This is a genomic window from Roseibium litorale (assembly GCF_014842915.1).
Taxonomy (GTDB): Bacteria; Pseudomonadota; Alphaproteobacteria; order Rhizobiales; family Stappiaceae; genus Roseibium; species Roseibium litorale.
Window position 1 is genome coordinate 93,186 of record NZ_JACYXI010000015.1, and the last position, 21,211, is coordinate 114,396.

18 protein-coding genes are annotated in these 21,211 nt (G+C 59.6%); 4 read left to right on the forward strand and 14 right to left on the reverse strand.

Annotated features, from left to right (window positions below; translation table 11 throughout):
• Positions 1–127 precede the first annotated feature (127 nt).
• The 9 genes from IG616_RS19640 to IG616_RS19680 all read right to left on the reverse strand — a co-directional run bounded on the left by IG616_RS19640 (position 128) and on the right by IG616_RS19680 (position 13,065).
• Entirely contained in the window at positions 128–958 is an 831-nt protein-coding gene (locus IG616_RS19640; protein WP_192150056.1) for an ABC transporter ATP-binding protein, read from the reverse strand.
• Positions 958–1,794, reverse strand: coding sequence for an ABC transporter ATP-binding protein (locus IG616_RS19645; protein ID WP_192150058.1), 837 nt, complete (start codon positions 1,792–1,794; stop codon positions 958–960). The genes IG616_RS19640 and IG616_RS19645 overlap by 1 nt, the downstream gene beginning before the upstream one ends.
• A gap of 4 nt (positions 1,795–1,798) precedes the next feature.
• Positions 1,799–2,725: an ABC transporter permease subunit gene (locus IG616_RS19650; RefSeq protein ID WP_192150060.1), complete on the reverse strand. Its 927-nt coding sequence runs from the start codon at positions 2,723–2,725 to the stop codon at positions 1,799–1,801.
• Positions 2,726–2,735: 10 nt separating this feature from the next.
• Positions 2,736–3,743, reverse strand: coding sequence for an ABC transporter permease subunit (locus tag IG616_RS19655; RefSeq protein WP_192150062.1), 1,008 nt, complete (start codon positions 3,741–3,743; stop codon positions 2,736–2,738).
• Positions 3,744–3,840: 97 nt separating this feature from the next.
• Positions 3,841–5,445, reverse strand: coding sequence for an ABC transporter substrate-binding protein (locus tag IG616_RS19660; RefSeq protein WP_192150064.1), 1,605 nt, complete (start codon positions 5,443–5,445; stop codon positions 3,841–3,843).
• Positions 5,446–5,753: 308 nt separating this feature from the next.
• Positions 5,754–7,241, reverse strand: a complete 1,488-nt coding sequence (glpK, locus tag IG616_RS19665) for a glycerol kinase GlpK (protein WP_192150066.1) — start codon at positions 7,239–7,241, stop codon at positions 5,754–5,756.
• A 64-nt stretch (positions 7,242–7,305) separates the two neighbouring features.
• Positions 7,306–8,829, reverse strand: a complete 1,524-nt coding sequence (glpD, locus tag IG616_RS19670) for a glycerol-3-phosphate dehydrogenase (RefSeq protein ID WP_192150068.1) — start codon at positions 8,827–8,829, stop codon at positions 7,306–7,308.
• 134 nt (positions 8,830–8,963) lie between these two features.
• On the reverse strand, positions 8,964–11,363 hold the full coding sequence (locus IG616_RS19675) for a mechanosensitive ion channel domain-containing protein (protein ID WP_192150070.1): 2,400 nt from the start codon (positions 11,361–11,363) through the stop codon (positions 8,964–8,966).
• Between the two features lie 139 nt (positions 11,364–11,502).
• A complete protein-coding gene (locus tag IG616_RS19680; protein WP_192150072.1) occupies positions 11,503–13,065 on the reverse strand; it encodes an aldehyde dehydrogenase (NADP(+)) in 1,563 nt (520 codons plus the stop codon).
• Positions 13,066–13,266: 201 nt separating this feature from the next.
• On the opposite strand from IG616_RS19680, the gene IG616_RS19685 reads away from it, so the two are divergent.
• Positions 13,267–14,379 (forward strand): DUF2336 domain-containing protein, encoded by a 1,113-nt coding sequence (locus tag IG616_RS19685; RefSeq protein WP_192150074.1) that lies wholly within the window; start codon positions 13,267–13,269, stop codon positions 14,377–14,379.
• Between the two features lie 59 nt (positions 14,380–14,438).
• Here the strand turns inward: IG616_RS19685 and IG616_RS19690 are convergent, their stop codons facing one another.
• The 4 genes from IG616_RS19690 to fliI all read right to left on the reverse strand — a co-directional run bounded on the left by IG616_RS19690 (position 14,439) and on the right by fliI (position 17,406).
• Complete coding sequence (locus IG616_RS19690) at positions 14,439–14,879, reverse strand: paraquat-inducible protein A (protein WP_192150076.1); 441 nt, start codon at positions 14,877–14,879, stop codon at positions 14,439–14,441.
• A 129-nt stretch (positions 14,880–15,008) separates the two neighbouring features.
• Positions 15,009–15,449: a DsrE family protein gene (locus IG616_RS19695; RefSeq protein ID WP_192150078.1), complete on the reverse strand. Its 441-nt coding sequence runs from the start codon at positions 15,447–15,449 to the stop codon at positions 15,009–15,011.
• Positions 15,450–15,644: 195 nt separating this feature from the next.
• A complete protein-coding gene (fliJ, locus tag IG616_RS19700; RefSeq protein ID WP_192150080.1) occupies positions 15,645–16,052 on the reverse strand; it encodes a flagellar export protein FliJ in 408 nt (135 codons plus the stop codon).
• 28 nt (positions 16,053–16,080) lie between these two features.
• Entirely contained in the window at positions 16,081–17,406 is a 1,326-nt protein-coding gene (gene fliI, locus IG616_RS19705) for a flagellar protein export ATPase FliI (RefSeq protein ID WP_192150082.1), read from the reverse strand.
• 373 nt (positions 17,407–17,779) lie between these two features.
• Here fliI and ctrA point away from each other — a divergent pair, with 373 nt between their 5' ends.
• The 3 genes from ctrA (at position 17,780) to IG616_RS19720 (ending at position 20,244) form a co-directional block, all read left to right on the forward strand.
• Complete coding sequence (ctrA, locus tag IG616_RS19710; protein ID WP_073013530.1) at positions 17,780–18,472, forward strand: response regulator transcription factor CtrA; 693 nt, start codon at positions 17,780–17,782, stop codon at positions 18,470–18,472.
• Between the two features lie 105 nt (positions 18,473–18,577).
• Entirely contained in the window at positions 18,578–19,009 is a 432-nt protein-coding gene (locus IG616_RS19715) for an EamA family transporter (protein WP_192150084.1), read from the forward strand.
• Between the two features lie 113 nt (positions 19,010–19,122).
• Positions 19,123–20,244: an ATP-dependent DNA helicase gene (locus IG616_RS19720; RefSeq protein WP_192150086.1), complete on the forward strand. Its 1,122-nt coding sequence runs from the start codon at positions 19,123–19,125 to the stop codon at positions 20,242–20,244.
• A gap of 16 nt (positions 20,245–20,260) precedes the next feature.
• Here IG616_RS19720 and IG616_RS19725 read toward each other — a convergent pair whose 3' ends face one another.
• Positions 20,261–21,049: a class I SAM-dependent methyltransferase gene (locus tag IG616_RS19725; protein ID WP_192150088.1), complete on the reverse strand. Its 789-nt coding sequence runs from the start codon at positions 21,047–21,049 to the stop codon at positions 20,261–20,263.
• Between the last annotated feature and the right edge of the window lie 162 nt (positions 21,050–21,211).

Genomic DNA, 21,211 nt, shown 5'->3' on the forward strand with positions numbered 1-21,211 from the left:
TTCGGGGCCATCTCCCCCGCGAGGGGGGAGACGGGAGTTCGCGGACACATTTGTGCAGACATCGTTCGCTACAGATCGCAGCGATCAGTCCTATGAGGCGCGCACATAGGAAAGGGAACTACCCCTTTCACGCTGCCTTGGCGGCCAGCCTCTTCCGGATGCTGTCCACGTCCGCCTGGGGCGTCGCGGCGAAGAGGGTGCGGGTGTAGTCGTGCTTCGGGTCGCTGAAGACGTCATCCCGCGTGCCGTATTCCACCACTTCGCCGAAATACATCACCATCACCTTGTCGGCGAGGTAACGCACGACCGACAGGTCATGGCTGATGAAGACATAGGTCAGGCCCATTTCGTCCTGAAGGTCCTTGAGCAGGTTCAGGATCTGTGCCTGAACCGACAGATCGAGCGCGGAGACCGGCTCGTCCAGCACCAGGAGCTTCGGTTTCAGCATGATGGCACGGGCAATGGCGATGCGCTGGCGCTGGCCGCCGGAGAACATATGCGGATAGCGGCCATAATGCTCCGGCTGAAGGCCCACCTTCTGCAGCATTTCCAGCGCCAGATCCCGGCGTTCCGCCGCGCTCATGCTGGTGTTCAGCAGCAGAGGCTCTTCCAGAACATGCCCGATCTTCTGGCGCGGGTTGAGCGAGCCATAGGGGTTCTGGAACACGATCTGCACCATCTGGCGCATCTCGCGGGAAATGCCGGTCTTGGCAATGTCGATCTGCATGCCGCCGATCTCGATGGAGCCGGACGACTGGGCATCGATCATGGAGAGCATGCGGGCGAGGGTGGACTTGCCGCAGCCGCTTTCGCCGACGATGGCAAGGGTGGAGCCGCGCTCCACGTCCAAGCTGACGCCCTTCACGGCGGTCAGAGTTGACGATTTGCGGAACAGGCCGCCCTTGATGTCATAGGTCCGGTAGAGATCGCGGACCTTGAGGATGGGATCGCTGCTCATCAGAAACCTCCCGCGCCGGCAAAGTCGCTCACTGTCGGCAGACGGTCGCCCGTCGCGTTTTCCGGCAGGGCCGACAACAGGGCCTTGGTGTAGTTGCTCTTGGGGGCTTCGAAGAGGGACAGCACATCGGCTTCCTCCATCTTGCGGCCCTTGTATTGGACGATGACCCGGTCGGCGGTTTCCGCCACCACGCCCATGTCATGGGTGATCATGATCAGGCCCATGCCGCTGTCCTGCTGCAGCTTCACCAGAAGATCGAGGATCTGCTTCTGGATCGTCACGTCGAGAGCCGTGGTCGGCTCGTCAGCGATCAGCAGCTTGGGCGAACAGGCAATGGCCATGGCGATCATGACACGCTGGCACTGGCCACCGGACATTTGATGCGGGAAGGCGTTGAGGCGGCGTTCCGGATCGGGCAGGCCGACTGCACGCATCAGTTCGAGCACACGGGCCTTGCGGTCCGTCTTCGACAGATTGGTGTGAACTTTCAGGGCTTCGCTCAGCTGGAACCCGACTGTGAAGCACGGGTTGAGGCTGGCAATCGGTTCCTGGAAGATCATGGAGATGTCTTTGCCGATAACCTGGCGGCGCTCTTTGGGGGAGAGCTTGCGCAGGTCGCGGCCTTCGAACTCCATCACATCAGCGGTGATGGTCGCCGTATCGGGCAGAAGCCCCATGGTGGCGAGCATGGCAACGGACTTGCCGGAGCCGGATTCGCCAACGATGGCGAGCACTTCACCGGCGTCCACGGTGTAGTCGACGCCGTCCAGCGCCCGGAACGGGCCCTTGGCAGTGTCGAACTCGACCCTGAGATTGCGGATTTCAAGAAGCGGCATCGGCTCAGCTCCTCTTCAGCTTCGGGTCAAGCGCATCGCGCAGGCCGTCGCCGACCAGATTGATGGCCAGAACGGTGATGAGGATGGCAAGGCCAGGGAAAGTAACGACCCACCAGGCGCGGAGAATGAACTCGCGCGCTTCGGCCAGCATGGTGCCCCATTCCGGAGTGGGCGGCTGAGCGCCCATGCCGAGGAAGCCAAGGGCTGCCGCATCCAGAATCGCGTTGGAGAAGGACAGGGTTGCCTGAACGATCAGCGGGGCCAGGCAGTTCGGCAGGATGGTCTTGACCATCAGGCGCAAATGCCCGGCACCGGCCACACGGGCGGCAACCACGTAATCCCGGTTCCGCTCGGCCATGACGGCCGCGCGGGTCAGGCGCACGAAATGGGGCTGTAGCACCAGGGCGATGGCAATCATGGCGTTTGTCAGGCCCGGCCCAAGCACGGCCACGAGCACGAGGGCGAGCAGCAGGGACGGGAAGGCCAGGATGATATCCATGACGCGCATGATCAGCGTATCGACGACGCCGCCGACATAGCCTGCGATAAGGCCAAGACTAATGCCGCCGGCCAGCGCGATGCTCACCACGATCACGCCGATGAACAGGGAGTACTGCGCCCCGAAGATAAGGCGGGAGAGGATGTCGCGCCCGACAGCGTCGGTTCCGAGCAGGAATGCCGCCTTGCCGCCTTCCTGCCACGCGGGCGGGGTCAGGAAGCTGTCACGGTATTGCAGGCTCGGGTCGTGCGGGGCAATCAGCGGTGCGCAGATGGCCACGAGAACCAGAGCCAGGAAGACGATCAGGCCGATGACGGCGCCTTTGTTCTGGGAAAAATAATACCAGAACTCCGTCAGCATGGCCCGGGTGGCGTTGCGGCTCTCTTTCTCGAGAACTGTTGTGTCGACGCCGTTGGGGGTGATTTCTGTCATGACTTGGGTCTCACCTGTGGCGGATACGCGGGTTCACCAGGCCGTAGAGCAGGTCCACGATCAGGTTGACGAGCATGATGATGGCGGCGATCAGCAGCAGTCCGCCCTGGACCACGAAGTAGTCGCGGCGGGAAATGCTGTCGACCAGCCACTTGCCGATACCCGGCCAGGAGAAGATCGTTTCGGTCAGGATGGCGCCCGCAAGAAGCACGCCGACCTGAAGGCCGATGGTGGTGATCACGGGGATAAGAGCGTTGCGCAGCGCGTGAAGCCCGATGACCCGGCGCGGCGGCAGGCCTTTGGCCCGTGCCGTGCGGACATAATCCTCGCCCAGAACTTCGAGCATGGCCGAGCGCGTCTGGCGGGCAATCACCGCAAGAGGAATGGTCGCGAGCACAATGGATGGCAGGATCAAGTGGCTGAGCGCGGATGTGAAGGCGCCTTTTTGCCCCGACAGAAGACTGTCGATCAGCATGAAGCCGGTCACCTGCGGGAAGAAATACATCAGCGAGATGCGGCCCGAGACCGGGGTCCACTGCAGGATGCCGGAGAAGAGGATGATCAGAAGCAGGCCCCACCAGAAGATCGGCATGGAATAGCCGACCAGAGCCGTGCCCATGATCGCCTGGTCAGCAACGGATCCGCGCTTCACGGCGGCGAAGATGCCTGCCGGAATGCCCAGGCAGACCGCGATGATGATGGCGCAGAAGGCGAGTTCGGCGGTGGCGGGGAACAGGGTGAGGAATTCGGTCAGAACCGGCTTCTTGGAGGCAAAGGAGACACCCAGATCTCCGTGAAGCACGTCCCACAGATAGCTGAGGTACTGCTGCCATTGCGGCTTGTCGAAGCCCATGTTGGCCATCAGTTCCGCCTTGCGGGCGGGGTCGATCCCGCGCTCGCCGGCCAGAAGCTCCAGCGGGTCGCCGGGAAGCAGGCGGATGAAGCTGAACGCAACCAGAGTGACGCCGAAGAACGTCGGGATCAGCAATCCGAAGCGGCTTAGAAGAAAACGAAGCATACCGTAGCCCGGGTATGAAGAGGACGCCGCACGGGCGCCTCAGAAACAGACAGGGCGCCGGCAGCTCTACCGCCGGCGCCCGAAGGGTCAGGAAACCTTACTCGGCGATGTCAACACCGTCGAACCAGTGGCCACCCAGCGGATCCATGACGTAGCCGGAGACCTTCGAGGACATCGGCATGAACACCACGGAATGCGCAATGGTTGCCCACGGAGCTTCCTTCTTGAACACGACCTGAGCTTCTTCATAGAGCTTGGTGCGCTCGGCCTTGTCGGAGACAATCTTGGCCTTCTGGATCAGGTCCTCGAAGTCCTTGTTGCACCATTGTGCACGGTTGGAACCGCCCACGCCGTCGCAGCCGAGAAGAACGGCCAGGAAGTTGTCCGGATCACCGTTGTCACCGGTCCAGCCCAGCAGAACAGCACCATCGCGGTCTTCAGCCTTGGAACGGTTGAGGTATTCACCCCACTCGTAGGAGACGATTTCCACGTTGACGCCGATCTTGGCGAAGTCAGCCTGGATGATTTCGGCCATGCGGCGGGCGTTCGGGTTATACGGACGCTGCACCGGCATTGCCCAGATCTTCATGGAAAGATCCTTGACGCCTGCTTCATCCAGCATCTTCTTGGCAAGGTCCAGGTCGAACGCGTCATCTTCGATGGCGTTGTTGTAGGACCACATCGTCGGCGGGATCGGGTTCTTCGCTGCCTGGCCGGAGCCCTGGAAGACTGCGTCGAGGATCGCCTGCTTGTTGATGGCGTGGTTCAGCGCCTTGCGGACTTCGGTCTTGTCGAACGGAGCCTGCTTGGTGTTGTAGGCGAGGTAGCCAACATTCAGGCCCTGCTGTTCCATCATGGACAGATTGCCGTCTGCCTTGATGTCAGCAATGTCAGCCGGAGCCGGATAAGGCATCACGTGGCATTCGCCTGCCTTCAGCTTTTGCAGGCGGACGGCTGCGTCGGTGGTGATTGCGAAGATCAGGTTGTCGATCGGCTGCTTGCCGCCCCAATAGTCTGCAAAAGCCTGATAGCGGATGACCGCATCCTTCTGGTAGCCAACGAAGGAGAACGGGCCCGTGCCGACCGGTTCCTGGTTCAGCATTTCCTTCTTGCCTGCAGCTTCAAGCTGAGCTGCATATTCGGCAGAGAAGATCGACGCGAAGTCCATCGCCAGGTTGGCGATCATCGGAGCTTCGGGGCGGTTCAGGACGAATTTGACCGTGTTGTCGTCAACCTTGACGATTTCCTTGATCAGGTCCGGCATGGACATGCCGTCGAAGTATTCCCAGGACGCGCCCTGGGTGTATTCGTGCCAGGGATTGTCCTTCTTCAGCTGACGCTCGAAGGAGAAAACAACGTCATCGGCGTTGAAGTCACGGGTCGGGGTGAAGAAGCCGGTGGTGTGGAACTTGACACCCTTGCGCAGGTGGAAAGTGTACTCCAGCCCGTCTTCGGAAACGTCCCAGCTCTCAGCCAGGCCCGGCACGACTTCGGTGGTTCCGCGCTTGAACTCGACCAGACGGTTGTAAACCGGCTTGGAAGAAGCGTCGAAGGTAGTGCCTGCGGTGTAGAGGGCCGGATCGAACCCTTCCGGAGAGCCTTCCGAGCAATAGACCAAGGTTTTGGCAGACGCGCCGGTTGCAGCGACTACGGCAAGGCTGACACCCAGAAGGGCGGCCTTCAGGGTTTTCTGAATAATCATCAAATTTATCTCCCCTTGATGAAGGATCCCTGGGCGGCGTCTTGGCGAAAAAGTGGCGCTCTGGTGCCCGGGACTGGGCCAAACTAAGAGGGTTTTGCCAATAAAATCAACAGCGGAAATATTTCGAAAAATGGCATTAACGGGGAAAATATTCACTAGGTCAGCTATGCTGTCGTAATGACGTGCTGGTTCGATGTCGCTCACGGGAAACTTTATCCCGAATAGAGTACTGCGCAGTACACGCCTAATGGTATGATATATCATATATAATTGGCCCCACCGGTTGGTCTCCGGCGGGGCAGCCAGGTTCAATTCGACCGGGTCCGGCGCACGGCGTCCCGCCAGCCGGCGAGCAATTTGTCGCGATCTGCTTGAGCCATTTCCGGGGAAAATCTCCGGTCCAGCAGCCATTTGGCGGAAAATTCGGTTTGTCCTGGCCAGGCTCCCGCGTGGGAACCAGCCAGCCAGGCGGCGCCGAGCGCGGTGGTTTCAGAGACCTTAGGCCGGTCCACGGGGGCACCCAGAATGTCTGCCAGAAACTGCATGGTCCAGTCGGAGGCCGACATGCCGCCATCGACACGCAGAACGGTTTGACCTTGTGCGGACCAGTCTGCCTGCATCGCATCAATCAGATCGCGGGTCTGGTAGCCAACGCTTTCCAGTGCAGCGCGGGCAAAATCATCCGGGCCGGTAGCGCGGGTCAGGCCGTAGATGGCCGCGCGGGCATCCGCATCCCAATGAGGCGCGCCGAGGCCGACGAAGGCCGGAACCAGGTAGATCTGTTGCTCGCGGTTCGAGCGCTCCGCCATTGCCTGGGTGTCTGAGGCCGACGTGATGATGCCGAGCCCGTCGCGCAGCCACTGAACGGTGGTGCCGGCCGCGAAGATCGATCCCTCCAGCGCATAGGTGGTTTCGCCGTTCAGCCGGTATGCGATTGTCGTCAGCAGCCGGTTTTTGGAAGAAACCGGTTCCTTGCCCGTGTTGATCAGAGCAAAGCAGCCCGTGCCATAGGTCGACTTGACCATTCCCGGCTCGAAACAGGCCTGGCCCAGCGTTGCTGCCTGCTGGTCGCCGGCAACGCCAAGGATGGGAATGGGACGCCCAAACAGATCAGCCCTGGTCATCCCGAAATCGTCGGCGCAGTCCTTGACCTCGGGCAGCATGTTCATGGGAACGCCGATCAGGCCGCACAGTTCTTCGTCCCAGCAATTGTCATGGATGTTGTAGAGCAGGGTGCGCGAGGCATTGGTCGCATCGGTGACGTGCTTCTCACCCCCCGTCAGGTGCCAGATCAGCCAGGAATCCACTGTACCGAACGCCAGTTCGCCCCGCTCCGCCCGTGCCCGTGCGCCTTCCACATTGTCCAGGATCCAGGCAACCTTGGTGCCGGAGAAATAGGGGTCAAGGATCAAGCCGGTCTTGGATGTGATCAGAGCCTCTTTGCTAGCAGCCCGGAGTTTGGCGCAGACATCGGCTGTGCGGCGGTCCTGCCAGACAATCGCGTTATAGACCGGCTTGCCGGTCTTCTTGTCCCAGACAACCGCGGTTTCCCGCTGATTGGTGATGCCTATTGCTGCAATATCGGCAATTGCCACATGGGCGCGCTCAAGGGCCTCCCGGCAGACCGCGGCCGTTGTGGACCAAAGGTCTTCCGGATCATGCTCAACCCAGCCGGAGCGTGGAAAATGCTGCGGGAACTCTTTCTGGCCGACGCTGACCGGCTGAAAATCACTGCCGAATACGATCGCCCTGCTGGACGTTGTGCCCTGATCGATGGCTAGAATGGCTCCCGCCATTGTTTCCTCCTGATGTAGCTTCAGCGGCTGGTTTTGCCGGTTTGCCGCGGTTGTTCTTCTTAATTTATGCCGAGGCTGACGTGCGGGTTGCAAGATAGTCCTTCAGGAAGCCGTCCAGTGCGTCAGCTTCATCCTTGCTGACACGAAGCCCCAGTTTGGACCGGCGCCACAGGATATCCTCCGCCGTCCGCGCCCATTCACGGCCAACGAGCCAGAGGACTTCATCCTCATAAAGATCATGACCGAAGTTGCGGCCAAGCTCCGCCGGTGAGGAAACTCCGTCGAGGATCATCCGGGCGTCTGTGCCATAGGCGCGCACCAGACGGGTTGCATGAGAGGCGGCCAGGAACGGGAACGCGTCCCGCAGCTTCTGAACTTCCTCGTTGAAGGCAAGCACCGGGAAGTTGCCTCCGGGCAGCGGAGCATAAGCCGTCCAGGGCCCGTTCTTGAATGGAAGGAACGGCTCCAGCTTTTCCAGAACGTGTTCCGCCAGCTTGCGGTAGGTGGTGATTTTCCCGCCGAAAACGGACAGTAGCGCCGGGTTTCCGGCGTCACCACCGTCCAGTTCCAGAACGTAATCGCGGGTGGCGGCTTTCGCGTCTTTTGCGCCATCATCGTAGAGGGGGCGCACGCCGGAATAGGTGTGAACGATGTCTTCCGGCTTGACCGGTGTTTCGAGATACTCGCTGACAGAGCGGCACAGATAGTCGATCTCGTCTTTTGAGATGGCGACCTTTCCCGGCTCCTCCTGGTAGTCCACGTCGGTGGTTCCAATCAGCGTGAAATCGGTCTCATACGGAATAGCGAAGATAATCCGGCCATCGCCATTCTGGAAAATGAAGCAGCGGTCATGGTCGAACAAGCGCGGCACGACAATGTGGCTGCCCTTGACGAGCCGCACATTGGAAGAGCGGTTAACCCCTGCAACACCGGACAGCATGGACGCAACCCAGGGACCTGCCGCGTTGACCAGCACCTTGGCGGTGACGAGGCGCTGCTCTCCGGTCGCAGTGTTTTCAAGCGTTACGGACCAATGGCCATTTTCGCGGCGGGCGCTGATGCATTTCGTCCGGGTCAGGATCTCCGCGCCGCGGTCTGCCGCATCGCGGGCATTGAGCGCGACAAGGCGGGCGTCGTCCACCCAGCAGTCGGAATATTCAAAGCCCCTGCGGAACAGGCTCTTCAGCCCGCTGGAGAAGGGAGGCTTGTCCAGGCGCACGGTCTTGGTTGCCGGCAGCAGTTTGCGGCCACCAAGGTGGTCATAGAGAAACAGGCCAAGACGCAGCAGCCATGCCGGGCGCAGGTCCTTGTGGTGGGGCAGGATGAAGCGCAGCGGCCAGGCAATGTGAGGGGCTGCCCGCCAAAGAACCTCACGCTCCTTCAGAGCCTTTCTGACCAGATTGAACTCGTAGTATTCCAGGTAGCGCAGACCGCCGTGGATGAGCTTGGTCGAGGCCGAAGACGTTGCGCCTGCAAGGTCACCCATTTCTGCCAGAAGCACACTTGCACCGCGGCCTACCGCGTCGCGGGCAATCCCGGTTCCGTTGATACCGCCACCGATTACGATGAGGTCGAATTCGGGGGTCATTAAGGCGTCTCCTGAGTGGTCTGATGCGCGATATTGTGATGAAGCGAAAATAAAACGAAACTTAGCGAAGTTCAATCAATGAAAAGGCCGCCGGAAGTGCTCCGGCGGCCTGCTCACTTTTCCGGCTCTCGCGATCAACGCGGAGCGTCATCGGAGTCCGCTTCGCCTGCGTCGGCATCTGCGTCGTTTTCGTTCGGAGAGTCCTTTGCTGGCCGGTCATTGGGCTCGTCCTTGTCCCGCGAGGTGGTTTTTTCCAGCTCCTCCACGATAGCCGGATTTGCGGAATGGTAGGTCACCTGCGGGAAAGGAATTTCAATGCCTTGCTCGTCGAAAACATCCTTTATGTGCTCATTATAGGCGCGGCCAATTCCCCATTGGGACCCCGGGAGGGTCTTGATGCGCGCCCGGATGTTGACGGCAGAATCCCCGAAGCTGGTAACGCCATGCATTTCCAGGTCCGCGATGATGTCCTTGCCGGCCTCGGTGTTTCTGAGGCGCTCAAAGGCTTCCTCCATCGCCGCCTTGGCCTTGCGTATATCCGTGTCATAGGAAACGCCGATCAGAGCGACATGATAGGAGAAGTCGCGCATGAAGTTGGAAACGGTGTCGACGGCCGAGAACGGTACGATGTGGGTGGTGCCGTCTACATCGCGCAGCCGGACGGATCGGACAGTCAGGTGTTCCACAGCACCGGTAATGCCCCCCACCGTGACCACGTCGCCCTCGTTGATGGCATTCTCGATCTGGATGAAAGCCCCGGTGATGATGTCCTTCACCAGGGTCTGGGCACCGAAGGAAATCGCCAGACCGACAACACCGGCACCAGCGATAAGAGGCCCGATATCGACGCCGACTTCCGAAAGGCACAGAAGGGCGCCCATCACGATCATGACCACCGTGAATGCGTTGCGGAAAAGCTGGAACAAGGTGCGCACGCGGGCGGTTACGACGTAGCCAGAATGGCTGCGAAGACGCAGGTCGATCCATGACATCACTGCCAGCCAGACGACAAAGCTGACCAGAACGACCAGAAGTGCAGAGCTATACCGGTCAAGAATCTCACGTCCGGTGGTGGAGTTCACCCATTCAAAGAGCCCGATGGCTCCCCAGATGTCCGCAAGGATCAGAAGTGTTCCAACGAAGACCAGGAATCTGAACAGCTTTAAGAGGTAGGGAACGAAGGTGTTGAGACGGCTTTCCAGCGCCGGCAAGCTCTCTCTCACATTGGCTGGCACACGAATGCCGCCGACGATTGCCCGCGTCATGGCGAACGACAGCATGAAACCGCCGAAGACCGTGAGCAGGGACAAGCCGGTTGCCTGAACGATGATGGTCACCGCGTCGAAGGGGCGTGACAGCCAGATGCCAAGGACGACGAGAACATAGAGATACGCAATCAGATGCCAGAAACCCGCAAGAGCCCTAAGGGTTTGCTGCAGGATGTCGCTGCTCATGCGCTCGCTGTAAGTGCGGATTCCCTTCGCAACGCGCTCATGCTGCCGGTGCACTGTTATCATCAGATAAAGGGTTGCGGCGAGGACAACGAGAACGCGTACGGCATTTCCGAGAACAAACGAAATGGTGAGATTCGCGACCGGCACACCCAGCATCAGGCCGTAACCAAGCAGGGAAGTGACGAAACCGAGGTGACGGGACCAGATTCCGGCAGTTTCGTCGCTGAACGGCAGAATACGCAAAGGCGCACGGTTTGGAGCAAAGACTGTGCGCAGGATCACCTTGGCAAGGCCCGTCAATACGAAGGCATTCAACGCGAGGCTTTGCAGTAGAAACCCGGCATTCTGGCTGTCTTTGAAGACTGCAATCGCCGCTGCATAGCCAGCTCCCCAGCCGATCACCACGGTCAGCCCGTCTGCTAGTGTGACCAGCAGAAGCAGCACGGTCCGCTTGATCCAGCCGCCGTATCCTGCCCGTGAGACATATTTCTTCAGGGCGAACTTGAGGACGTGCTGTCCGGCATAAAATACCAGGAGTGCAGTGATCAGGACCACTGCGACCTCAAGGGCGGCGCTTTGGGCACGATCCCAGCGGATCTGAACCTCTCCGGTTGCCAGCAGCACAACGCCATTGAGCGAGCGGCCAATCAGATTGAGGTTGTCAGACAGATCATCAGCGATCAGACGGGTTTTTGCTCCCAGCCATACGGCGAATGGCTCACGGTCTGTGGCTGTGCCGTCTTCATCCGGTGTAGTGGCCGCTGCTGAGGAATCCTGCTTTTCAGCCGGGGTGCTGTTTGTTTCAACTGTGACTTCCGGCATCACTCCATTCGCCGGTGATGTGGTTCCCTCCTGCTTCAGCAGATCTATGAGAGCGGATCGTCCTTTGGGGTCCTGCAGGAGCTGAATCAGAGCTTCTCGCGCAGCTTCAGGAGAAGCTGGCGCACTTGTCTGCGGAGAAGCAGCCGTTGAGGCATTGCCAGGAGCCTGGGCATTTGTCTGGGCGAATGCGGCGGGTGCCGCGTAGCACAAGAGCAACAGGGTTATGAGACCCGCTTGCAGGCGATGGCGAAATGTCATGCGAACGATCCGGTTTTGTGTCTGCTTTTCGGAACAGGGACATGAAGTGTGTCCCAAACTGTTCCCCTGGCGGAAAAATATAAGGCGGACATTCGTGGTGTCGAATGCCCGCCTCAATTCTTTTCAAGCCGGTGCGGTATCAGGACCGCTTGCCGTTATCCAGATGCGGGACAGAGCTGCCATCGCGGGCCGCTTCCGGAAGCATGTCCTGAAGGAAGTTCTGGAAGGCGACCGGACGCAGGAACCGTTCGATAGCCTTGGTCCCGACGGAGGTCGACCGGACATCGGTCGAGGCCGGGTACGGGCCGCCATGCATCATGGCGTGGCAGACCTCTACACCGGTCGGGAAGTTGTTGCGCATCAGGCGGCCTGCCTTGCGCTCCACGACCGGCAGCAGGGGGAGAACCGCGTCAAGGTCCGCATCATCCATGATGAAGGTTGCGGTCAGCTGGCCTTCAAGTGCCTTGGCAACTTCCAGAACCGCACTGGCATCCGGGCACGCAACGATGACGGCGGAGGGGCCGAAGACCTCCTCATGAAGGTCCGGGTTTGCCAGCCAGGTTGCGCTGTCGACTTCGAAGACTGCGGGGGAGACATCACAGGCACCAGCCTCTGCAACGCCTTTCAGCTTCACATTGGCCTTGCCGCCCTTGATACGGGCGTCGATGGCGCTCTGATAGGCCTTTGCAATGCCAGCTGTCAGCATGGTCTGGGCCGGAACGGCGCCAAGGGCTTCGCAGGCTGCATCGGTGAAGGTGTCGAGATCCGGACCTGCAATGGCGATGACCAGGCCCGGGTTGGTGCAGAACTGGCCAACGCCCATGGTGAGCGACTGCGCCCAGCCTGCACCGACTTCTGCCGCGCGCGCGCTGAGGGCTGCGGGCATGAGGAAGGTCGGGTTGACAGATCCGAGTTCACCATAGAACGGGATTGGCTCAGGGCGGGAAACCGCCAGATCGAACAGGGCACGGCCGCCGCGCAGGGAGCCGGTGAAACCGATGGCCTTGATCAGCGGATGAGTGACAAGTGCGCCGCCGGAAGCCTGGCTTGCGCCCTGGACGAGGCCAAAGGTACCGCTTGGCATGCCGCATTTTTCTATTGCAACGCGGATGGCTTCGGCGACCAGCTCTGCGGTGCCTGCATGGGCCGGGTGCCCCTTGACGACGACCGGGCAGCCGGCTGCCAGAGCGGACGCGGTGTCACCTCCGGCGGTGGAGAAAGCGAGCGGGAAGTTGGAGGCGCCAAAGACGCCGACCGGACCGATTGCCTTGAGCATCAGGCGGACATCCGGGCGGGGCAGGGGCTGACGGTCCGGCATCGCGCGATCGATGCGCACGTCAAAGCAGGAGCCCTCTTCGATCCAGTCGGCAAACAGGCGCAGCTGGCCGGTTGTGCGGCCGCGCTCGCCGTTGAGCCGGGCTTCCGGAAGCGCGGTTTCCTTGTTCGCGGTTTCCGTTAGGGCTGCGCCACGGGCTTCGATTTCATCCGCAATGGTGCGGAGGAACTTGGCGCGGTCTGCGGTCGAGGTTGCGCTATAGGCTGCGAAGGCGCGTTCCGCTGCTTCGGCCGCAAGCGCGACAGTTGCCTGATCTGCATCCCACACTTTTTCCTGCAGGACCTCGCCTGTCGCGGGGGAAACCGTTTTGAATGTGGTGCCGCCCTCCACCCAGGCGCCGTCAATCAGATGTTTTCCACTCAGCATGGTATTCTATCCCATTTGAAATTCATCAAAGTCAGTGCACAGTGCCCTAAGGCCGCGCATTTGGGTCAGAGACTTAACCGGTTTACACCGTGCTCGCCACCCACTTTCAGAAAAACGGATTGAATCCGTTCGTTTGTCCCTTCAGATTTTACGGTTCTCTAACGCACGTCAAAATAAGTTAAGGCAAACGGAGATATAACCATGTCAGTTCAGTTGCTAGGTCTGGCAAGTGACAAGTCCGGGAAATCGCGGGACACTTTGCTGACTGCCTTGACTGACATGTATGTCGAGGGAGTCGAGCGCCGGACTGCGGCCGAGTCCGAGATTTTTGGCGAAGTGGCTTTGCTTCTCTATCAGGATATCTCCGAACAGAGCCGGGCGGCACTTTCGAAGAAACTGGCTCCCCATATTCAGACACCTTTGCCGTTGGCGATGGCCTTTGCCACCGACGTCATCCGTGTTGCCATGCCCATGCTGGAACAGTATCCGGGCTTTCAGCAGGAGCACCTGGAGGAATTTGCCGAGACGCTCGGCGACAGCCACCTTCAGGTGCTCTCGCGCAGGAAGGACCTCGGCCAGAAGGCGTCCCATCTGATGGCGGAACGGGGCAGCAAGATTGTCCGGCGGATGCTGGCGGGCAACCGGGATATTGAACTTTCCAGGCTCACGCTGCGGGCTTTGGTCAAACATGCCATTCAGGACATCGTCCTGCGCGAGGATCTCGCCCTGCGCAGTGACCTGACCCCATCCATCTGCCAGATGCTGCTGCCTTCCGTGAATGAGACGACGGCAGCTCACCTCAAGAAAATGATCAGCGGTGCGATTTCCAAGGAAGATCTGGACCAACTCGCCAGGCTCCGCCAGGTGCGCCGCACGATTGGAGTGAACCTTGATAGTCCGGATGTGGCCGGCCTTCTCAGGTTCTGCAAGCAGCATGGTATCGCAGCCGACGATCTTTCCATTCTGCTTGTTCAGGACAAGAGGCTGTCCCATGCAACAGATCTGCTTGCTTTCCGCTCTGGTGTTCCGCCCGTTACGGCCCGGAATGCGCTTTTCAACGGCGACCGCGACGACGTGATCGGCATGGCGCGCAAGGCGGGTATGTCGCTTGATGCCTTCTCCATTCTGGCAAAAGCCCGGTGCGACCACTTGCGTATTCCCATGTCGCAAGCCGCAGACTGGATTTCCGCCTATGTCACCGCAAGCGGTATCAGCAAACCGCATCTGGCACAGCGGGCCAGGGGAGAGTTTGCCGCCAAGCGCAAACCGAAGCCGCGCAACGGCCAGCCCAGAACCCCGCTGCGGTCTCTCTAGGCGGTAAAACAGCCGAGATTCCTCAGAATGGTCCATTCCTGACGCTGTTTGTGCTGGAATCAGCGGGACTGCTGTTTCGCAAGAAAAGCCGTGGCCGCCGTGCCGATGGCCGCCGCAGCGTAGAACCAGAGGCCGGGGAGAACGCTCGCAGCCGCAAGACCGCTGGTCTTTGCCGCGAACAGAACCAGCGCGACGAGCATCACATCGAGCATTGACCATTTGGAAACGGCAGCCAGAAGGGCGAGAGACCGGCTTTTCCCGCCGGACAGTGCTGCAATGTGAGTGAGCACGATCTTTGCGGCGGGAAATCCAATCGAAAACGCCGCAACCAGAGCAGTCAGCAGATATTCCTGATCCTGGTAGAGGCTGAGAACCATATCGATAAGCGATGGCCGGTCTTCCAGGAACAGCAATCTTTCGAACCGCATCAGCGGCAGGGTCAGGCCCAGCGCGAAACTGAAGGTCGAAAGAGGAAGAAGAATGGCGATCAGAAAGCGCATGCGGTTCCGTCCGGCTGTGCAAATGGCTTGGTCCCGCCTATAGCACCTCGCATGACTTGCGCAAATGACGTGGAGAGACGCCACCTCTCAGCTGCGGCGGATACGCTTGCCTGTGTTCCGTTTGGAACGTCAGGGCCGGACGTATGAGAACCCCTCTTCCTGTAGCTCCATCAGGCGCACAACGCCCGAAGGAACGAGCGTTGCCTCGCTCATGAGGGGGACCTCTTTGCCCTCTGCCTTTGACATGGCGCTGTGAGTGTTGCCGCAGGCGGAGAAGGCAAGTGACGGGATTTCGAGGCTCATGGCGGCGATCCGGTCGCGGACTGGGCTTTTGTCTTCCCGAAGCATCACAAGACCAGGACCATAGGCTACGATTTCGATTTCAACGCTTTCGCCCTTGGCATTGTAATAAGCTTGGACGTTCTGCGCATTGTTGAGCGCCATGTTCATGACCGCGGGGTCGTTCTGGTCCACGTGAATCGCCAGCTTATGCTGAGCGCCGGCTGCCAGAACTGCGGTTACCGGAACCGTGAGCACAAGACAAAAAGCAAGAGCCAAGCGGCGCAGCATGAGTTTTCTCCCTAGTTGATCCTGCCAAGTGCGGACCTTAGGAAGGGAAAATAGCCGCCGTAGGAAGCCCGCTCCAATCAAAAGGGCGTCTTCCCGATCATTTGTTGGTGAGTTTTATTTCCTGGGTGTGCCAAGAGGCGCCGCGTATAGGGCGCGGCGGTATAGGTGCCCCGGAGAGCTCGTGGAAAGCGGCGTCTAGCGGAGGCGCGCTCTGCCGGCGATTTCGTCGAGCTGGTCCTGTTCAGCCGCTTCCTGGGCGCTGCGTTCCCTTTGCTGGTCACGCTCTTCCAGCTGTTCGAACTTCTTCAACTCTTCAATTGCTTCGTTCAACTCGTCCCTGGCGCGTTCCAGTTGCTCGTCCAGCTCCAGCGCGGAGTTGCGCAGATTGTCGCGGCGGGTGGCTGCTGCCTTGGCAAAAGTTGGATAGGCAAAGTGGCCCACGTCGGTAATGCCAACGCGTTCCTGCTCAGAACGGATCTGATCGTCCAGCTCGTCGGCCATGCGGTTGAACTCCGCAATCATGGCTTCGATCTGGCCCAGTTGCCGGCGCTTGTCATCTACCTGAAATCGCTTCAGGCGAATGAGGCTGTCTCGGGTCTTCATAACTCAATACTCCCCTAGCAAACGCATCCTAGCCCGGAGTCATTTCCAAAAGGTTGGCGAGTTGAGAATATCCTTCAGCCAGAGACGTCGCCTCGTCTTTGCGCTGGTTTAGAAAGGCTTCCATCGGCTCAAACCGGCGGATTGCCTCATCCACGGTGGGGTCTGATCCCTTGCGGTAGGCCCCCAACCGGATCAGTTCTTCCATGTCCGTGTATGTGGACAAAAGCTGTTTTGCCTTGCGCAGGACAGGAAGCTGCTGTTCCGGCACACAGCGGGGCATCGTTCTCGAAACGGACTTTAGCACATTAATTGCCGGGTAGCGGCCCCGTTCTGCAATCCCGCGTTCCATCACGATATGGCCGTCCAGAATGCCGCGCACCGCATCGGCAACAGGCTCATTGTGATTGTCACCTTCCACAAGCACGGTGAAGAGGCCTGTAATGGACCCGGTTCCCACCCGGCCCGGCCCGGCGCGCTCAAGAAGCCGGGGCAGTTCCGTAAACACAGTCGGGGTATAGCCCTTGGAGGTCGGCGGCTCGCCGATGGATAGTCCGATCTCACGCTGGGCCATGGCAAACCGGGTGATGGAATCCATCATGCAGAGCACATTTTGCCCCTCGTCACGGAAGTGTTCGGCCACGGTCATGGTGAGATAAGCAGCTTGCCGCCGCATCAGCACGCTTTCATCCGAAGTGGCGACGACCACGACAGAACGGGCGAGGCCTTCCTCTCCCAGATCGTCCTCAATGAATTCCTGCACCTCGCGGCCGCGTTCGCCGATCAGGCCGATGACAGCCACATCACAGTCTGTGTTCCGGGCAAGCATCGACATGAGCACTGATTTTCCGACGCCGGAGCCTGCGAAAATGCCCATGCGCTGACCTTCGCAGCAAGTCACGAATGTGTTCAGGGCCCGGACGCCAAGATCAAGAGGGCCGCCGACGCGGGCACGCTCTGAAGCGGGAGGGGGATTGCTGCGGAGTTTGCGGGGAACCGCGCCGCCAGGAAGGTCTCCCTTGCCGTCGATCGGTTCTCCAAGAGCGTTGATGACGCGGCCCAGCCAAGCAGTGGAGGGGTGCACGACACTGTCACGGGCGCTGATCACCGCCTTGCATCCCATCCGGACACCTTCAAGGCCGGAGAAAGGCATGCAAAGGGCCCGTTCGTCGCGGAAACCTACGACTTCTGCGGGAACTTTCGGGTTGTCTTCGCCGCTATCGATCATCAGCCGGGAGCCGACGCTCATTTCATGAACAGGCCCGGCAACCTCGACCAGAAGACCTTGGACAGCAGCCACCCGTCCGTAAATTTCGGTAGCCATCAGCGAATCAATCTCGGCAAAAAGCGACTTCACGCTGAATTCCTTTCAAAAGGGGTGGCTTGGTAACCTATCGTTTACGTCTCTGCTTAATCTTAATGAACGGAACGTTGACAGGCGAGAGCGCCTTTACACAGTCCAAAGGCTTTGTGGAAATGAGTCTGGCGGGAGTCGCTTACAGCGATTTTCTAAACCAAGACTTTAAGTGGCTTTGATCCGGATTTTAACTGGGGATTCAAGCCCTTGGGTATTGTGCACAGATTTGGCTCCTTAGGGCTTGCCGCTGCGAATTAGATTTTGTTAACCATTAACGACTAGCTTTCGAGTCGGGGTTAAAGGCAGTCCTTCGTAGCAGGCACCGACAGAGCCGTTGCGACTTGCCTAGGAAAGGCAACATAAGGGGATTGGCATGCGTGTATTGTTGATTGAGGATGACAGCGCTACAGCACAGAGCATTGAGCTGATGCTGAAATCCGAGAACTTCAACGTCTACACGACAGATCTTGGCGAGGAAGGCATCGACCTCGGCAAACTGTACGATTACGACATTATCATGCTGGATTTGAACCTCCCGGACATGTCCGGCTATGAGGTTCTCCGGACGTTGCGCGTCTCCAAGGTGAAGACGCCGATCCTGATCCTTTCCGGGAACGCCGGTATCGAGGACAAGGTTCGCGGCCTGGGCTTCGGCGCTGACGACTACATGACCAAGCCGTTCCACAAGGACGAACTGGTTGCGCGCATCCACGCCATCGTCCGCCGCTCCAAGGGTCATGCTCAGTCGGTAATCGTAACAGGTGATCTGCGTGTGAACCTGGACACCAAGACTGTTGAAGTGGGTGGGCAGCGCGTCCACCTGACTGGTAAGGAATACCAGATGCTTGAGCTGCTTTCCCTGCGCAAGGGAACGACGCTCACCAAGGAAATGTTCCTGAACCATCTCTATGGTGGCATGGACGAGCCGGAACTGAAGATCATCGACGTCTTCATCTGCAAGCTGCGCAAGAAGCTGGCTGCGGCAACATCCGGCAAGAATTACATCGAAACCGTCTGGGGCCGTGGCTATGTGCTGCGCGAGCCGGATGTGGAAGTCGCGGCCTGACCGCAGCGTCTTTAAAGATGATTTCTTCTGAAACCCCCGCCCTCGTGGCGGGGGTTTTCGTTTATGCTGGCCGCCGAAGAGGGGGCTTCGTCCTTTTCCGGAGGCATGACGATGCGTGATACCTGGCAATTATGGGCGGTTCTGGCCGCCATCTTTGCAGCCGCGACCGCCCTTCTTGGCAAGCTTGGCGTGAATGAGATTGGCTCGAATCTCGCCACTTTCATCCGCACCATCGTCATTCTGGGCCTGACCGGTGCGATTGCCGTGGCTACCGGTGAGATGAAAGGTGTGTCGGATCTGTCCGCCAAGGGAACGATGTTTCTCGTTCTCTCCGGTCTTGCGACCGGAGCTTCCTGGCTTTGCTATTACCGGGCGCTCAAAATGGGCACGGCCTCCCAGGTGGCGCCGGTCGACAAGCTGAGCGTGGTCTTCGTTGCGGTTCTCGGGACGTTGCTTCTGGGCGAAAGCCTCAGTCTGAGGGCCTGGGCAGGCGTCGTTCTGATCGCGGGCGGGGCTCTGCTGGTGGCGCAAGGCTGACCGGTTCTCCGGAGAACGTCCCGGAATCGGGGTATGGGCAAGCCTTTCCCGTGGCATGTCAGTGCAAATCAGGCTAAGCACGCCTTTGGCGAGAACGAAACGGGAAACTCTCGATGGCCTGGTCACCGGAACAGGAAAAAGCACTCAGCGAAACCTCGCGATGGTTGAAGCGCGGCGACAAACAGGTCTTCCGCCTGTTCGGCTTTGCGGGGACGGGCAAGACGACGCTGGCGCGGCATTTGGCAGAGGGCATTGACGGGGACGTCTGCTTTGGCGCGTTCACCGGCAAGGCTGCCCACGTGCTCCGGCAGAAAGGCTGTGAGGACGCAGGCACGATCCACTCCCTCATCTACCGGCCACGCTCCACCAAGGAGGAGGAAGAGGTGGATGACGATTCGGATGACAATGGCCCGCAGTTCGCCATCAAACGGGACAGTGCCGCGGCGACGGCCAGTCTGATCGTCATCGACGAATGCTCCATGGTGGACGAGGATCTGGGCAAGGATCTCCTGTCCTTCGGTACGCCCGTTCTGGTTCTGGGCGATCCGGCTCAGCTGCCGCCGGTCAAGGGTGGAGGGTATTTCACCGAGGCCGAGCCGGACGTGATGCTGACGGAGGTTCACCGTCAGGCTCAGGACAACCCGATCGTCCGCATGTCCATGACGATCCGCGAAGGCGGAACGCTGGATTATGGCACTTTTGGTGAAAGCCAGGTGATCAGCCGCCGGGACATCGACAAGGAGCGGATCCTGTCCGCAGACCAGGTTCTGGTCGGCACCAACAAGACGCGCCGTCTCTATAACGGCCGCATCCGCGAGCTGAAGGGCTTTTCAACGCCGATGCCCGCCGTTGGCGACAAACTCGTCTGCCTGCGCAATGACAAGACCAAGGGCTTGCTGAATGGCGGCCTCTGGTCGGTCAAGCAACTGCGCCCACCTCGTGGCAACACATTGCGCTTCGATGTCACGCCGGAGGATGAAGCGGGCAAGCATACGGTGAAGGTCCGTGTGCTGCCTGCCATGTTCGAGGATGGTGCGGAGGCAATCCCCTATGCGATCCGCCGCAAGGCCGATGAGTTCGATTACGGTTATGCACTGACTGTCCACAAGGCGCAGGGCTCCCAGTGGGACGATGTGGTTCTGTTCGATGAAAGCTGGGCCTTCCGCGAGCATCGGGATCGCTGGCTTTACACGGCGGTGACGCGGGCTGCCGAGCGCATTACCGTGGTGAGGTAAGGCGCTATCTTTTGCTTCACGCAGGCTTCCGTACACGTATCTGCAGGAAGATAGGCACGGTTCTTGTGTCCTCGACTTTCGGAACCCGTTTTGCCGTTTCCTCATCTGCTCGTGGTTCGTTGATCTCCTCGATCACGAAACCGGTCTGGCAGAGGGTGTTGATCCAGGTCGACAGGGTTCTGTGGAAGCGGGGAACCTGAAAAGGCTCCAGGGTTGCCTTGAGTTCTTCCGGGGCCTGTCCGAAGGTCCATGTTTCAATGTCTCCATCCGTCTCGCGGAAGTAGTCGCCGACCATCCGGCCATAGGAGATGCCGTTTTCGTCGCGCAGATTTTTCGTTACTGGCGGAACGAAACAGGGGTGCAGGATGGAAAATTGCAAGAATCCGCCCGGCTTGAGGACCCGGAAGGCTTCGGCGATGGCTTTCTCCGGCTGAGGCACATCCATCAGGCTCATGAAGGCGGTCGCGAAATCATATGCCGCGTCCGGTTCATCCAAGGTTGTGGCATCGCCATAGCGGTAGCGGATCCCGAGAGGGTGCTGGTCTTCGCTCTCCTGTGCATGGCGCAGGAACGTGGGCGCGATATCGACAGCGTGGAGCGTTGCGCCAAGGGCAGCGAGCTTGCGGGTGTTGCTGCCTTCGCCGCAGCCGATATCGATGCCGGTGAGGCCGTTGATGTCGGGCAGGATGCGGAAGAACTCAGGCGTGTTCAGGGCATCGCGATACTGGTCAAATCCGGCTCGGGCCAGACGGGTCCAGGTTTCCGCGTTCCCTTCCCAATAGCGGGCGACTTCAGAGGAATTCATGGTTTCGTCCTTTTTGAAGAGAAGGACGGGAACTTTTAGAGCGTGTCGTTGCTGACCGGATTCAGGATTCCCATTTTGTTTGATCCGTGATTCCTTGTTTTGAAACGAAGCAAGGGGGCGTTGATGGGCAAGCCACATCCTTTGGAACTCCGGCAGCGTGTT

Excerpts from the sequence above, each read along its gene's own strand:
- IG616_RS19660 (WP_192150064.1), bottom strand. The coding sequence starts at position 5,445 with ATGATTATTCAGAAAACCCTGAAGGCCGCCCTTCTGGGTGTCAGCCTT.
- IG616_RS19720 (WP_192150086.1), top strand. The coding sequence starts at position 19,123 with ATGGCCTGGTCACCGGAACAGGAAAAAGCACTCAGCGAAACCTCGCGA.
- IG616_RS19655 (WP_192150062.1), bottom strand. The coding sequence starts at position 3,743 with ATGCTTCGTTTTCTTCTAAGCCGCTTCGGATTGCTGATCCCGACGTTC.
- glpD (WP_192150068.1), bottom strand. The coding sequence starts at position 8,829 with ATGACCCCCGAATTCGACCTCATCGTAATCGGTGGCGGTATCAACGGA.
- IG616_RS19680 (WP_192150072.1), bottom strand. The coding sequence starts at position 13,065 with ATGCTGAGTGGAAAACATCTGATTGACGGCGCCTGGGTGGAGGGCGGC.
- IG616_RS19725 (WP_192150088.1), bottom strand. The coding sequence starts at position 21,049 with ATGAATTCCTCTGAAGTCGCCCGCTATTGGGAAGGGAACGCGGAAACC.
- ctrA (WP_073013530.1), top strand. The coding sequence starts at position 17,780 with ATGCGTGTATTGTTGATTGAGGATGACAGCGCTACAGCACAGAGCATT.
- IG616_RS19650 (WP_192150060.1), bottom strand. The coding sequence starts at position 2,725 with ATGACAGAAATCACCCCCAACGGCGTCGACACAACAGTTCTCGAGAAA.
- IG616_RS19690 (WP_192150076.1), bottom strand. The coding sequence starts at position 14,879 with ATGCGCTTTCTGATCGCCATTCTTCTTCCTCTTTCGACCTTCAGTTTC.
- IG616_RS19645 (WP_192150058.1), bottom strand. The coding sequence starts at position 1,794 with ATGCCGCTTCTTGAAATCCGCAATCTCAGGGTCGAGTTCGACACTGCC.
- IG616_RS19715 (WP_192150084.1), top strand. The coding sequence starts at position 18,578 with ATGACGATGCGTGATACCTGGCAATTATGGGCGGTTCTGGCCGCCATC.
- IG616_RS19685 (WP_192150074.1), top strand. The coding sequence starts at position 13,267 with ATGTCAGTTCAGTTGCTAGGTCTGGCAAGTGACAAGTCCGGGAAATCG.
- IG616_RS19695 (WP_192150078.1), bottom strand. The coding sequence starts at position 15,449 with ATGCTGCGCCGCTTGGCTCTTGCTTTTTGTCTTGTGCTCACGGTTCCG.
- fliJ (WP_192150080.1), bottom strand. The coding sequence starts at position 16,052 with ATGAAGACCCGAGACAGCCTCATTCGCCTGAAGCGATTTCAGGTAGAT.
- IG616_RS19640 (WP_192150056.1), bottom strand. The coding sequence starts at position 958 with ATGAGCAGCGATCCCATCCTCAAGGTCCGCGATCTCTACCGGACCTAT.
- glpK (WP_192150066.1), bottom strand. The coding sequence starts at position 7,241 with ATGGCGGGAGCCATTCTAGCCATCGATCAGGGCACAACGTCCAGCAGG.
- IG616_RS19675 (WP_192150070.1), bottom strand. The coding sequence starts at position 11,363 with ATGACATTTCGCCATCGCCTGCAAGCGGGTCTCATAACCCTGTTGCTC.